The organism is Tunturiibacter gelidiferens (genome assembly GCF_051013345.1).
Lineage (GTDB): Bacteria > Acidobacteriota > Terriglobia > Terriglobales > Acidobacteriaceae > Edaphobacter > Edaphobacter gelidiferens_A.
This window is the reverse complement of the sequence record NZ_CP132939.1, coordinates 3,098,303-3,111,604: the sequence shown is the minus strand read 5'-3', so window position 1 is coordinate 3,111,604 and position 13,302 is coordinate 3,098,303. Positions and strand designations below refer to the sequence as shown.

Annotated in this window: 12 protein-coding genes and 1 pseudogene; 7 read left to right on the top strand and 6 right to left on the bottom strand. The window is 56.4% G+C overall.

Features of this window, described 5'->3' with window-relative positions; genetic code table 11:
• Positions 1-83: 83 nt before the first annotated feature.
• The 4 genes from RBB80_RS15405 to RBB80_RS15390 all read right to left on the bottom strand — a co-directional run bounded on the left by RBB80_RS15405 (position 84) and on the right by RBB80_RS15390 (position 3,537).
• Entirely contained in the window at positions 84-608 is a 525-nt protein-coding gene (locus RBB80_RS15405; protein ID WP_433969186.1) for a cell division protein FtsL, read from the bottom strand.
• A 215-nt stretch (positions 609-823) separates the two neighbouring features.
• Complete coding sequence (rsmH, locus tag RBB80_RS15400; RefSeq protein ID WP_433969184.1) at positions 824-1,717, bottom strand: 16S rRNA (cytosine(1402)-N(4))-methyltransferase RsmH; 894 nt, start codon at positions 1,715-1,717, stop codon at positions 824-826.
• Between the two features lie 212 nt (positions 1,718-1,929).
• Positions 1,930-2,391, bottom strand: coding sequence for a division/cell wall cluster transcriptional repressor MraZ (locus tag RBB80_RS15395; RefSeq protein WP_433969182.1), 462 nt, complete (start codon positions 2,389-2,391; stop codon positions 1,930-1,932).
• 687 nt (positions 2,392-3,078) lie between these two features.
• The gene (locus tag RBB80_RS15390; RefSeq protein WP_433969181.1) at positions 3,079-3,537 is read right to left on the bottom strand and encodes a DUF2127 domain-containing protein; all 459 of its coding nucleotides are present in this window, start codon (positions 3,535-3,537) and stop codon (positions 3,079-3,081) included.
• Between the two features lie 323 nt (positions 3,538-3,860).
• Here RBB80_RS15390 and RBB80_RS15385 point away from each other — a divergent pair, with 323 nt between their 5' ends.
• Positions 3,861-4,415 (top strand): fasciclin domain-containing protein, encoded by a 555-nt coding sequence (locus tag RBB80_RS15385; RefSeq protein ID WP_433969180.1) that lies wholly within the window; start codon positions 3,861-3,863, stop codon positions 4,413-4,415.
• 128 nt (positions 4,416-4,543) lie between these two features.
• Positions 4,544-5,095, top strand: a complete 552-nt coding sequence (locus tag RBB80_RS15380) for an SRPBCC family protein (protein ID WP_433969178.1) — start codon at positions 4,544-4,546, stop codon at positions 5,093-5,095.
• A 73-nt stretch (positions 5,096-5,168) separates the two neighbouring features.
• On the opposite strand, the gene dxs is transcribed toward RBB80_RS15380, so the two are convergent.
• Complete coding sequence (dxs, locus tag RBB80_RS15375) at positions 5,169-7,058, bottom strand: 1-deoxy-D-xylulose-5-phosphate synthase (RefSeq protein WP_433969177.1); 1,890 nt, start codon at positions 7,056-7,058, stop codon at positions 5,169-5,171.
• A gap of 268 nt (positions 7,059-7,326) precedes the next feature.
• Here dxs and RBB80_RS15370 point away from each other — a divergent pair, with 268 nt between their 5' ends.
• From RBB80_RS15370 to RBB80_RS15350, 5 genes and pseudogenes are all read left to right on the top strand, one after another.
• The gene (locus tag RBB80_RS15370) at positions 7,327-8,127 is read left to right on the top strand and encodes an ABC transporter ATP-binding protein (RefSeq protein ID WP_433969175.1); all 801 of its coding nucleotides are present in this window, start codon (positions 7,327-7,329) and stop codon (positions 8,125-8,127) included.
• Positions 8,115-9,620, top strand: a complete 1,506-nt coding sequence (locus RBB80_RS15365) for a hypothetical protein (RefSeq protein ID WP_433969173.1) — start codon at positions 8,115-8,117, stop codon at positions 9,618-9,620. Before RBB80_RS15370 ends, RBB80_RS15365 begins: the two co-directional genes overlap by 13 nt.
• A gap of 575 nt (positions 9,621-10,195) precedes the next feature.
• Positions 10,196-11,101, top strand: a complete 906-nt coding sequence (locus tag RBB80_RS15360; protein ID WP_433969172.1) for a hypothetical protein — start codon at positions 10,196-10,198, stop codon at positions 11,099-11,101.
• Positions 11,083-12,039 (top strand): annotated as a pseudogene (locus tag RBB80_RS15355) (prolyl oligopeptidase family serine peptidase); the annotation flags it as partial. The gene RBB80_RS15360 and the pseudogene RBB80_RS15355, both read left to right, overlap by 19 nt.
• Positions 12,040-12,161: 122 nt before the next feature.
• Positions 12,162-12,323, top strand: coding sequence for a hypothetical protein (locus RBB80_RS15350; protein WP_433969171.1), 162 nt, complete (start codon positions 12,162-12,164; stop codon positions 12,321-12,323).
• 51 nt (positions 12,324-12,374) lie between these two features.
• Here RBB80_RS15350 and pgeF read toward each other — a convergent pair whose 3' ends face one another.
• On the bottom strand, positions 12,375-13,235 hold the full coding sequence (pgeF, locus tag RBB80_RS15345) for a peptidoglycan editing factor PgeF (protein ID WP_433969170.1): 861 nt from the start codon (positions 13,233-13,235) through the stop codon (positions 12,375-12,377).
• Between the last annotated feature and the right edge of the window lie 67 nt (positions 13,236-13,302).

The following is a 13,302-nucleotide window of genomic DNA, read 5'->3' as shown; positions in this document are numbered from 1 at the left end:
ATCCCTGCTCTATCGTTAGTGTACTTCCCAATCCCTCACCGTCAGACGTTCCCTACAGACTCGAACACACTGCCGACAATTCGCTACTGCGCAATCTGCATCGCCGGAGCACTAGCCTGCGCCAGCACTGGGGCATTCGGATCTCCGCCGCCCTCCGGCCGCACCACCTGTCCAGGCTGGGGCTCGCCCAAACCAAGCTGCTTGGCAATCCTGTCGATCCGGCCGGGATCGGTCAACTGCGCCTCATTCAATCGCAGTTGCCGATTCTCCTCCCGCAACTCTTCCACCTGAAGCTTCTGAGCCTCGACGTGATAACCAATTTCGATCGCCGAAAAGTGCTGCCAAACATAAACCATCACCAGCACAAACAACACACTCATCACTGCAGTAAACGTGCGCATCTCACGCCGCCGCTCCGGATCGTCCGCCTTCACGATGCGGCTGTTGTCGATGTGTTTCGTAAAGAAAACCTCCGGCGTCGGCCCACGCCGCGCACGCCGTTGCGTCTCATAGAGCTCACGATTCCGCGCCGTCAGCGACTCCGCACGGCTATGCGCCCGCGATCCCAGCATCTCTAACTGTTGTCCCGCCATCGCCGAAGCTGCCATCCTGCACCTCTCTCAACCCGCCACTAAATCCTGAGCCCAAAATCTTTTGCCACTCTCCTCAACGTACGAACCGGGCCGGGATCGCTATGGGAGGAAGGGACTTTTTGCTACAGAGTTGTCTTTCGCCTGAAAGAAGGTGGGACAACCCCGGCCCGATCACATGTTTTCTCTATCTATAGACTGCACCATTTTCAGTGCACCAGAGAATCTCTTACCTAAATTTTTTCGGCCGCCCTCATCTTGGCACTGCGCGACCGCGGATTTCTCATCTGCTCCTGCTCAGCCGCCACAACCGGCTTCTTCGTCAAAACCTCAAAAACCTTCGCGTCCTTGGCAGCTTTGAACGCGTCCTTCACCAGCCGGTCCTCCAAAGAGTGAAAGCTGATCAACACCAGCCTTCCTCCCGGCTTCAACAGAGACCCCGCGCTCTTCAGCAGCGATTGAATCTCTCCCAACTCGTTATTCACTCGAATCCGAAGCGCCTGAAAGGTACGTGTCGCCGGATGAATCTTCTCGCCTTTCATTGGTGGGGCCTCGGCCGATACGATTCGAGCCAATTCTGCTGTAGTCGTAATCGGCCGGGCCCTAACAATGGCTCTGGCGATTCTCCGCGACCTCCTTTCCTCTCCGAATTCGTAAATCAGGTCGGCGAGTTCGTTTTCGTCTTCCTGATTTACCACTTGCTCGGCCGTCTCCCCGCTGCGCGTATCCATCCGCATATCAAGCGGACCATCGGTCCGAAAACTAAATCCTCTGTGCGCCTCGTCCAGCTGCAGGCTGCTCACGCCAAAATCAGCAAGCAATCCATCCAGGCTCCCGGGTTCAATCACCCCCGAAGCCTCCGAAAACGCCCTCGGCTCAAACACCACCTCCGGCATCTCGTCTCCAAGCTCGGCCCGCAAAACCTCAAGCCTTGCTTTAGCCTTCTCCATCGCCTCCGGGTCGCGGTCAAAGCCAATCAACTTGCCCTTGCCGCCCAGCCTCTTCGCGATCTCCAAAGAGTGCCCCGCCAGACCCAGCGTCGCGTCAACCACCACGCCGCCCGGTCGCACATTCAAATACTCCAAAACTTCTTCTAAAAGAACCGGCACATGTTGCGGACTCTTCATCGTTCACCCGCCTTCTGTGCTGCCCCTGGGGGCCTTCCTGCACCAACCTGAACCTCTTACAACCTGTCCGAAACCTTGAAAATAGTTGTCATCTCGACCGGAGCCGGACAGTTCTATCGCCCGGCGGAGTGGAGAGACCCCGTATTTCGCCTTTGTCTTTGCCATTGCCCGTTCCTACCTCTACTCACTTCCTTACTGCTCTTTACCAACTGCTAAGCAACTGCCTTGGTCTTCTCTGCGAACGCCATCAGATCCACATCCGTAAGTTCAACCGCTCCGCTAGCCTTCTTCATCTCGGCATCGAACAGCTCGGCATTCACAACTTCCAACAACGTCTGCGACCCCAGGACATTGACCTCGCCAGTCACCTTCGCCAACTCCCTAAGCTTCTGCGGAATCAGCACCCGGCCCTGCGCGTCCATCTCTGCCATCTGCCCATAAAAGTTCGTTACATCCTGAAACTTCTTCCGTACCGGATCCATCGGGGACATCTTCGAAAGCGACGCCTCGATCTGCTCCCACTCCTTCAGCGGGTAAACCTGCGCCCGCTTCCCATCCATGCTCGTTATGTAGAACTGGGGACCGTACAGCTCATCCACACGGCGCTTGAACTCGGCAGGGAGCTTTAGTCTCCCCTTCTCGTCCACTCGTGTTGGGTGATTTCCCCGAAACATAACGACCTCGATACCTCCGCCAACTCAACTTCCGTCCAAAATCACTTCACGTCGTAGAATTTTGCTTGCCGGGAATCTAGTTTGGTCCACCAGACTCCAAAATCTTCTACTCCGCTCCACCCAAGCATCGCTGAGGTGCATCCCCTGTAAAGAGTTAATTTGTGCAACTTCTGTGTATTTCCCGAATTGGATTGTGGAAAACTTAGCTATTGGGCAATCTAGAAAGATAACCACTACAGGTAGTGTTTAGCTCTGTGGTTCATAACTTTGGAGTCACTTGCAAAGACCCGAATCCATCTGATAGGCGAAATAAAAGCGAAAACCATACTCTCCCGACATCCGACCGGAAAAAATATCTAGATCCTCGCCCCCGATTGAAACCAGGAACTCTGGTATCCATGACTCTTCCAAATCCTGTCAAGCCCTGAAGTCGCTTATCTCCCTTATCAACACTGAGATAAGCCTGGCGTATTAGTTATGCTCAAGCTTCTATACTTATAGGTATATAGAAAAAAGAAGAGTAGTCACTGACGTTTTGGGAGGCCGATCCCGACCTAACCCTCTTGTTTGGAAATATTTGCGAATAAGCTCTTTAGAATGAATAATTTGGAGGTATACCTGAAGGCTAAGTAAGTGAAAATAAATAACTTGAGCAGGGGTATGGGGGGAGGGGGGAGGGGGGTGGGGCTAATGCGTCCCCAGTAAGTTCTTCCGGCGCAACAGCCACACCAGGTAAGCCAGCACCGCGAGATTGATGATGAGCAGGCTCAGGCGAAACCAGTCTGGCCTTCGAGCCAGCTCATACAACTCCCACGGAAGAAAAGATACCGTCAGAATCAACGTCAGGTACTCAGCCCAGACCTTCTCAAGCAGCAGCCCAATGCCCTCCGTCAAAGCCAGCGCGGAGTAGGCAAACGTCGCCACGCTGATCTGTCTCAACCGATGAGCGTCGATCAAATCGACCTTACCCAGCAGCAAAGCGACCAGGCGGCTCTCCGGGTCGAACTTCAACTTCAACGCCAGCCGCAGCACCTCATCGCCGATATCTTTGTGAACCAGATGAAGGGCGCCGGCGCCAATACAGAAGAAGAAGATTGCCTTCGCCAGCTTGAACAATCCGATCAGCAACAAGCCACGGTCGTGCACAGCGGCCGGATGAACCCCTGCTCCTGTGTCTCGTTCAACCCGTAACCACTGCCCGACTCTTTTAACATGTTCACTGACTTCAGTTGACGAGGACTCGATGGAATTGTCAACGCCACCTTCGTAGGATGCACAACTTCACATCATCAACATCTTGTCGCAATCAATTACGCACACACAACCGACCTCGCAACGATGTCACTTTGCCTGAGGTTTCACAAGCATGATGGAAATAGAAGCAATCCAGTCCACGCGAGTGGACGTAGTTGCTTATGAACGCCCCTGCAGGGAGCTTCTGGAAACTGAGAACGAAAAGGATAACGAAAATGAAGAAGTCTTTCCTTGCCACCCTCGCAGTGGCCACACTGGCCATCACCTCACTCACCGCCCACGCACAGAAGGACCCCGAAGTCGGCGGCGCAGCCATGTACCCCACCAAGACGATCGTCGAAAACGCGGTCAACTCGCCGATCCACAAGACTCTCGTCGCTGCCGTCAAAGCCGGCGGCTTGGTCGATACTCTTAACAGCCCGGGCCCCTTCACCGTCTTCGCGCCGACCGATGATGCCTTTGCAAAACTCCCCGCCGGCACCGTCGATACTCTCGTCAAGCCGGAGAGCAAAGACACTCTCGACAAAATCCTCACCTACCACGTCGTTGCCGGGAAGATCAGCTCCAAAGAACTCGAGAAGATGATCAAGAAGGGCGGCGGCAAAGCTGCCCTCAAGACAGTTCAGGGCGAAGATCTCACAGCCACCTTGTCCGGCGGCAACATCATGCTGACGGATGCAAAGGGCGGCACGGCAATCATCACCACGGCAGATGTTTTCCAGTCGAACGGCGTCATCCACGTCGTCGACACCGTCCTCATGCCCAACTAAGTACTTCCTCCGGCATTCCCTTGAGCGCCTCTTCATGAGGCGCTCTTTTTTCATCTCACGAAACTCGCGGCTCGCAGTTGTTCGTCACTCGCTCTTTACCGCGCAAACACGCTATAACCAACCCAGCCATGCGCCATACATTACAAGCCGAACAGTGGCTCCCGTATTCAGTCGACGTTGTCTTTGCCTTCTTCGCAAATCCAGAAAACCTCCCACGCCTCATGCCATCCTGGCAGAAGGCCCGCATCGAAGAGGCTTCTTTCGCACCACCGCCATCGCGTCCCGTGCATCTCGCCTCCGCCAATTCCACGAGCAATGCGGCAGGAGCAGGCACGAAACTTACAATCACCTTTCGTCCTTTTCCGTACTCGCCAATCAGAGTCTCATGGGACGCAGAGATCTCCGAGTTCGTGTGGAATGATTACTTCTGCGATCAACAACTACGTGGTCCCTTTACATACTGGCATCACTGCCATAGTGTGCGACCGGACATTCGCGACAGAGAGTCTTCCAGCTCCAACTGCGGCACACTGCTATCCGACAAAGTCGAGTACGAGTTGCCGCTAGGCGGCCTGGGAAACCTGGCAAACAACCTTTTCGTCGCCCGTCAGCTTCGCAGCACCTTCGACTATCGCCACACCCGCACAACCGAGTTGCTTGCGCTCCTGATTCATCCCTGAAAGCCGTCCTCGGTGTGAGAATGGATCCTCGCTCGGGCCGTGAATTGCAGCCGCATCGAATGAACCTCTTCACCTAATGCTTGGCGAGAACCTGCTCCATCAGCTTGCTGAGATAAGGTCTCGATCTCTCAAGCGCTGCCTCGGCCGTAAGGCCGTACTTCTCTCGCAGTGTCTCCACTTTCCCATGCTCGATGAACGCATCCGGCCACCCCACCCTCACCACGGGAACCGGAGACTCAAGTTCGTTTAGCGTCTCCATCACTGCAGAACCAAAACCACCCGCAAGAACATGATCTTCTAAAGTAATGACCAACCCACAGCGGCCACCGTATTCTCCGACACAATCACGATCTACCGGCTTCGCAAAACGCGGATTAATCACCGCCGCAGAAAACCCTTCCAGCTTCAACATCTCTGCCAGACGGACCGCCTCTGGCAGCATTGCTCCTAAACCGAAGATAGCAACATCCGCTCCGTCGCGAATCACCTCAGCCTTGCCGATCTCAAGCGCCACTGGCTGCTCTTTCACTGCAACGCCCGGGCCAGTCCCACGCGGATATCGAATCGCGCTTGGCCCTTCGTGCAGCATCGCCGTATACATCATGTCGGCGAGTTCATCCTCATCCTTGGGCACCATATGCACTAGGTTCGGCACGCTGCGCAGATAGCTGATATCGAACAGTCCATGATGCGTCGGCCCATCATCCCCGCTCAACCCGCCGCGATCCATACAGAACACCACTGGCAGATTCTGCAGACAAACATCATGCACTATCTGATCGAAGGCACGCTGCAGAAACGTCGAATAGATCGCGCAAAAAGGCTTATATCCCTTCGTCGCCATCCCAGCTGCGAAGATCACAGCATGCTCCTCAGCAATTCCCACATCGAAGTACCGCTTTGGATGGTGCGGCCTAAAGAGATCCAACGCGGTCCCGTTGGGCATTGCAGCTGTAATAGCCACAACCTTATCGTTCATCGTAGCAAGCTTCGTCAGCGATTCCGCAAAGATCTCAGAATAGGTCTTCTGTCCCGCAGGCTTCGTCTCTCCTGTCTGCGCATCGTAAGGTCCTAGCCCATGAAACTTCTTTTGCTTTTCTATCGCAGGCTGAAAACCTTTGCCTTTTTGAGTGATCGCATGCAGCACCACCGGTTTGTTCTGCTGCTTCAAAAAGTTGAATGTCTCGATCAGCAGTGGCAGATTGTGTCCATCGATCGGCCCAAAGTAGCTGAGCCCAAACTCTTCGAAGAGCGTGCCCGGCCCAATTAAACCCTTCGCCGCCTCCTCCGCCTTGCGAGCAACATGCCGCACCGTCTTCCCGCCAAAGCGCTCCAGCAGATCTGCCGCCCGATCATGCAGGCTCGAAATCGTCGGATTCGTCACGATCTTGTGAAAGTATTCAGCGATCGCCCCCACGTTCTTATCAATCGACCACGCATTATCGTTCAACACCACGATCAACCGCTTGGTCTGAGCCGCAATATTGTTCAACGCTTCAAACGAGATTCCATTCGTAAACGCTGCATCGCCAGCCAGCGCGACGATATGTTCTTTCCCACCCGACATGTCACGGCCAACAGCCATACCCAGAGCCGCGCTCAGCGCCGTTCCTGCGTGTCCCGCACCATAGCTGTCGTGCTCACTCTCAGTGCGCAGCATAAACCCATTCAAACCACCCGGCTGTCGAATCGTATGAAACAGCTTCTCTCGCCCCGTCAGCAGCTTGTGGACGTAAGCCTGATGGCTCACATCGAAGACGAAGCTATCCTTCGGGGTGTCGAACACAAAGTGCATCGCCAGCGTCAGTTCAACCACGCCGAGATTCGGACCGATATGTCCGCCCGTCTTCGCAACCCCCACAATCAGTCGCGCCCGAATCTCCTCTGCCAACTGGGTCAGCTCCGCAATCGAAAGCTTCTTGACGTCAGCGGGAGAGTTGATTGTCTCGAGAATATTACTCATTCAAAACCTGTTCTGCAGTCTCGCTAACCGAGCGTCGCGTCCTGCCCAAAACACAGCTACACCCTCAACCCGGCGAGATGAGGTGACTCTTAAGTATATCAACCCGCAACTTCCCGTGTTGCATATTTCCAACCCCGATTCTTAGACGTTCACTCCCGTCCTTCGATGTCTTTTCCGCATCGCGAGGCAGCGGAATGACGGACACCGATAAACCAAAGCGCCCTAAATTTGCCCTGGCGGTGCATCCCCTGCGATATGCTTCCCTCACATGATTCCCGCCGTCACCACCACAGGCCTCACCCGCCGCTTCGGCGAATTCACCGCAGTTCAAGACGTAAACCTCACAGTGTCTCCGGGCCAGTTCTTCGGATTCCTCGGCCCCAACGGTGCAGGCAAATCTACCACCATCAAAATGCTCACCGGCCTGCTAGCACCGACCTCGGGCTCCATCCAGATTCTCGGCCTCGACGCCGCCACAAATCCTATCGAAGTTAAACGCCAGATCGGCGTCGTCCCGGAAGGCCTCGCCCTCTTCGGCCGCCTCACCGCCGCCGAATACCTTCGCTTCGTAGGCCGCATGTATGGCCTCGACGCCGACACCACCGCCGCCCGCACCACAGAGCTCCTCGAGTTCATGAGCCTCGCAGGCGAAACAAAAAACTTATCACCGACTTCTCCCATGGCATGCAAAAAGCTCGCCCTCGCCGCCGCCGTCATCCACGGCCCACGCATCCTCTTCCTCGACGAGCCCTTCGAAGGCGTCGACGCCATCGCCTCCGGCACACTCAAAGCCATGCTTCAGGGCATGATCGCTCGCGGCGCGACCATCTTCCTCACCTCCCACGTTCTCGAAATCGTCGAGCGCCTCTGCACCCACATCGCTATCATCGATCGCGGCCACCTCATCGCCAACGGCTCGCTTGAAGAGCTCCGCGCAGGTGTTCAGGCCCGCAACCCTGAAGACAACGGCGGCAACCAAATCCTCACCCTCGAGCAAATCTTTCTCAGCATCGTAGGCGGCGATCCCGCCAATACCCATCCCGAGCAGGAACTCTCATGGCTGGGCTAACCAACAATGCGAGCGATCCTCGAAATCCAACCTGGACCTCCGCCCAAAGTCGAGCCCAGTTCGCTGCTCTGGCTCAACTTCGCTGGTGCATCTTTCGCAATGCCTTCCGCCGCAAGGGTGGAGTCGGCGAACTCATCGCCCGCATCCTGATCGTCCCCGTCATCGCCGTCATCGCCATCTTCCCCATTCTCGGCGCAGGCTTCGGAGCCTACCTCCTCGCCTCCACGGACCGTCTCGCCATGCTCTCGGCAATCACCTGGGGAGTCTTCCTCCTTTGGCAACTCGTGGTCCTCAACATCTCGGCGCCCGGCCTCAGCTTCGACATCAACACGATCATTCGCTTCCCCCTCAGCTTTCCCCGCTACCTCACAGCCCGCCTCTTCTTCGGGCTACTCTCCGCGGCCAACGTCATCGGCACTCTGGCCCTCATCGCCGCTGACATCGGTATCGGCATAGCCAAGCCGTCGCTAGCACCCTGGACCACACTCGTCATCTTTGTCTTCGCCCTGGCAAACATCTTTTTCACACGAATGGCCATCACCTGGGTCGAGCGCTGGCTCTCTACCCGTCGCGCCAGCGAAATCTTCACCGCCCTCATCATCTTCGGCTCCCTCGGTTTCCAATACATCAACCTAAGCTTCAACCCGGCCTTCCAAAATGGCCGCGTCAACAAATTTCCCGTCCTCATCAAAATCTTCAAACGTCTTCGCCCCGTCGCCGAACTCCTTCCCCCGGGTCTGGCCGCCACATCGATCGTCAGCTCTGCGCAAGCACGCCACTTCAACGCCATCGCCTCTCTGCTCGGCCTCGCGGCCTTTGGGTGCATCTTCCTGGTCATCTATGCCTGGCGGATGAATCGCGAGTTCCACGGCGAAAACCTAAGTCGGGTCGCCCACCAGCCCCTTGCAACCCGCGCTCGGTCGCCATCCCGCACCTCTCGGCCTGCGCCAGCGACTACGGCTTCAACTAACGGCCTTCTGGGCATGAGTTCCACACTCTCCGCATGTCTCCACAAAGAACTCATCTACCTCCGCCGCAACACCAATCAGCTATACGGCTTCATCGCTCCACTATTCATGGTCTCCATATTCGCCAGCCGCATAGGAGCCAGCGGTACCAGCGATAGCCTCATCTTCCCTGCAGCCGTCGCCTACTCTTTGCTCGGCGTCGCCATCCTCTCCTATAACGGCCTCGGCATGGACGGCCCAGGCGTCCAGTTCTACTTCGTCAGCCCCACGCGCATCCGCGACGTCTTCCTCGCAAAAAACCTGATTGGCTTTCTCCTCACTCTCATCGAATTCGTCCTCATCTTCGGAATTCTCGTCTTCGGCGCCCATACTCCGCCTCCGCTCATCGCGGTCGCGACTCTCTGTTGGCTCCTTTTCGCCACCTTCACCAACGGAGCCATCGGCAATCTCCGCTCCCTCAGCGCACCAAAAAAATCAACCTGTCGAAGATCAGCCGCACACAGACTTCGCAACTTAGCGCCCTAATTGCCTTAGGTGTTGTTCTAGCCTGTTTCGCTATCGGCTTTGCAACTGTCCTCTTCTGCCAGCACCTCGGCCAACCTTGGCTTATGATCCCTATTCTCCTGGCCTTCGCGATAGCAGCCCTCATTTTTTACACCCGAGTTCTGAACCGTCTTGACGCAATAGCGCTGAACCATCGAGAAGCCCTCGCTGAAGAGCTGTGCAAGACCTAGTGTCCTGAGTCCAGGCGAAGCCGTATCAAGCTAGCGAAGCCCGTATCAAGCCTCTGCTGTCATCCTGAACGAAGCGAAGAATCCCGACGAACTCCGCCTTCCCAGAACCCCTCGTCCCTTTCCACCCATCCCCTTCACGCCGTTGTCTGTTCTTTACCGCCCCTTGCAAGATGCTGTTGCATCTGGAGGCAGTTTGAACTTTAGATCCAGAACACCAGCCTGTATCGATCTGAACAGTTCATCAGACAGTTCATGACAAACCTCTGACAACACCTGCGCTACACTGGCTTTCTTCGCACACCAACTCACCAGCCGACGTCAAAGACAGCAAGCGCCGCGAACTAATCAGGAAGGAAAAACAACGAGATGCAGCTTAGGAGCCGCAAGACCGCAGTCCTCACCGCGTTCGCAATCGCAACCACCTTTGGCTACCTTCACGGCTTCGCCCAGACGACCACAGAACAGCCAGACAAATACCAGTGGCTCGAGGATGTCTCTGGCGACAAAGCCATGGCCTGGGTCAACGAAGAAAATGCCCGCTCGGCCAAAATCCTCCAGGCAGACCCACGATACCCCGTACTCGCCGAAACGGCGCTCAAAGTCCTTGAATCGCCCACTCGGCTTCCCTCCCCGGACTTCCGCGTCGGCGAGATATACAACACGTGGCAGGACGCCCAACACGTCCGCGGCATCCTTCGAAAGACCTCCCTCGACAGCTACCTCACCGATCAGCCAGAGTGGCAGACCGTCATCGACTACGACGCCCTCGCCGCGAAAGACAATGAAAAATGGGTAGAGAAAGGCCTCAACTGCCTCTACCCGGGAGACGGCCTCTGCCTGGTCTCTCTCTCCGCCGGCGGCGAAGACGCCGACACTCGGCGAGAGTTCGACCTCAAGACCGGCAACTTCGTCGAAGGAGGCTTCGTCCTGCCGAAGTCCAAGCAGGACCTGACCTGGGTCGACAAAGACACCCTCCTCGTCGCCCGCGACTGGGGAGACGGCACCATGACTCAATCCGGCTACCCCTTCGTCGTCAAACTCTGGAAGCGCGGCCAATCGCTTGACCAAGCCAAAGAGGTATATCGGGGCACACCGGCCGACGTAGGAGTCAGTGCAACAGGTCTTCACGATAGTCAGGGTCACATCGCCGTAGTCATCGAGCGCGGAGTAAATTTCTTTGAGCGCGAGACCTTCCTCTACACCACCAACGGACCCAAAAAATCTTTGTTCCCGGAAAATCGCAAATTCACGATATGCTCGACGGCCAGCTGATCGTCGAACTCAACCAGGACTGGAAGCCCGAAGGCCTCTCTAAAACAGTCCCTCAAGGCTCAGTCGTTGCATTAGACCTCGAAGCCGTAAAGACAGATCCCATCCACCTCAAGCCAACCGTCATCTTCAGTCCCACCTCCGAAGAGTTTTTCCAGGAGTCAGCAACCACCAAAGACCACCTCCTCCTCACCACACTCGACCACGTGCAAGGCCGCGCCTACATCTACACCCACGAAGCAAACAACACGTGGACACGCAAGAAGCTAGACATCCCCGACAATCTCAGCGTCAGTATCGCCACCACCAACACCTCCGACAACAAGTTCTTCCTCGAAACCACTGGCTTCCTGACGCCCTCCTCACTCCTCCTCGGCGACGCAGCATCAACCAATCTACAGATCGGCAAAACTCTCCCGGCCCAATTCGATGCTTCCCATCTCGTCGTCGAACAGCTTCTGGCCACCTCCAAAGATGGAACCAAAGTCCCATACTTCCTCGTCCGCCACAAAGACATCAAGTACGACGGCTCGAATCCAACTCTCATGAACGCGTACGGCGGCTTTCAAGTCTCCATGACGCCTCTCTACAACCCCATCCTCGGCAAGCTCTGGCTTGAGCGAGGCGGCACCTTCGTCCTCGCCAACATACGCGGAGGCGGCGAGTTCGGGCCCGCCTGGCACGACGCCGGTCTCAAGACCCACCGCCAACGCATCTACGACGACTTCGCCGCAGTAGGCCAGGATCTCTTCACCCGCAAAATCACCTCGCCTCGCCGCCTCGGTATCGTGGGCGGCTCTAACGGCGGCCTTCTCATGGGCGTCGAATTCACCCAGCACCCCGAGATGTGGAACGCCGTCGTCATTCAGGTCCCTCTCCTCGACATGATCCGATTCGAGCACATCGCCGCCGGAGCCTCCTGGGTAGGCGAATACGGCACCGTCTCCATCCCCGAAGAGCGAAAGTTCCTCGCTCACATCTCCCCCTATAACGAGCTCAACCCCAAACCAACTACCCCGAGCCGCTCATCTTCACCACCACCAAAGATGATCGCGTCGGGCCCGTGCACGCACGCAAATTCGCCGCGCGCCTCGAAGAGTTTCACAAGCCCTTCTTCTACGACGAGATCGTCGAAGGCGGTCACGCCGCCGGAGCCAATCTCAAAGAGCAGGCAAACACCCGCGCCGAACAGTACACCTACCTAACCCGAAAACTCATGGACTAACCTTCTGGAGCACCTCTATACGATAGCCGCTGTAGCTGCAGTTTTCAGCAGCTATTGCGGCTCTCGAGCCACACCCACCACGCTCAACATCCTCCCCGCAACGCCCTTCTCCCCACGATGCGAAAAGTACTTTAGTTCGCCTTGCGAATCGACCTTGCAAGCGGAACACTCTCCAACCACAGTGATGCGATCCTCGCCGACTCCGGCCTCCAGCAACTGCCTGCGATTTGCCTCCCAAAGGTCCAGGTACAACTTCTCCTCCTCTTCAGCGACACCAACCCTGAAGAGCTCCTCACCATACGCAAATCGCTCCCTAAACTCCCTGTGAACCTCCCTGCCCACCGAGTAGCAGCAAGCCCCAATGCTCGGCCCCACCGCGGCCTCCAGGTCCTCCACCCGCGACCCGTACTCAGTCATCATCATCGCCACCCCGCGTTCCACGATCTGGGCCACCGTCCCCCGCCATCCCGCATGAAACGCTCCAACAGCCCTCTTCTCCTGATCCACCACCAGCACCGGAACGCAATCCGCCGTCCCCACCCCAATTAGCACTCCTGGCACGTTCGTGACCAACCCATCGCCCTCCAGCACAGCCCTCCCATCCGCCGTCTGCAACTTCCCGCCGAGCGCTCCATCCGCTTCACGAACAACGTGTACGACATCGGAGTGGATCTGTCGCAATCCCACCAGCACAGAACCATCTTGATCCCCCAAATCACCATCGACGTACCGCAAAAAACTCCGCCGATTCTCCGCCACCAATGTCGTTTCATCCTCCTTGGTCCACCCAAGATTCAGCGTTCTTCCCCCATAAATCGAGGAAATACCCCCGCTTCGGGTACTAAACCCGTGCCGCAGCCACACAAACCTCCGCCAGACCCCAACTCGTATCGTTTCGATCCCATCGCTCACGCTAACTCCTTCACTTTGAACGTCTATCCTCTGCTTGATCATAGTAGCGTCTCTCTCTATACCAAGA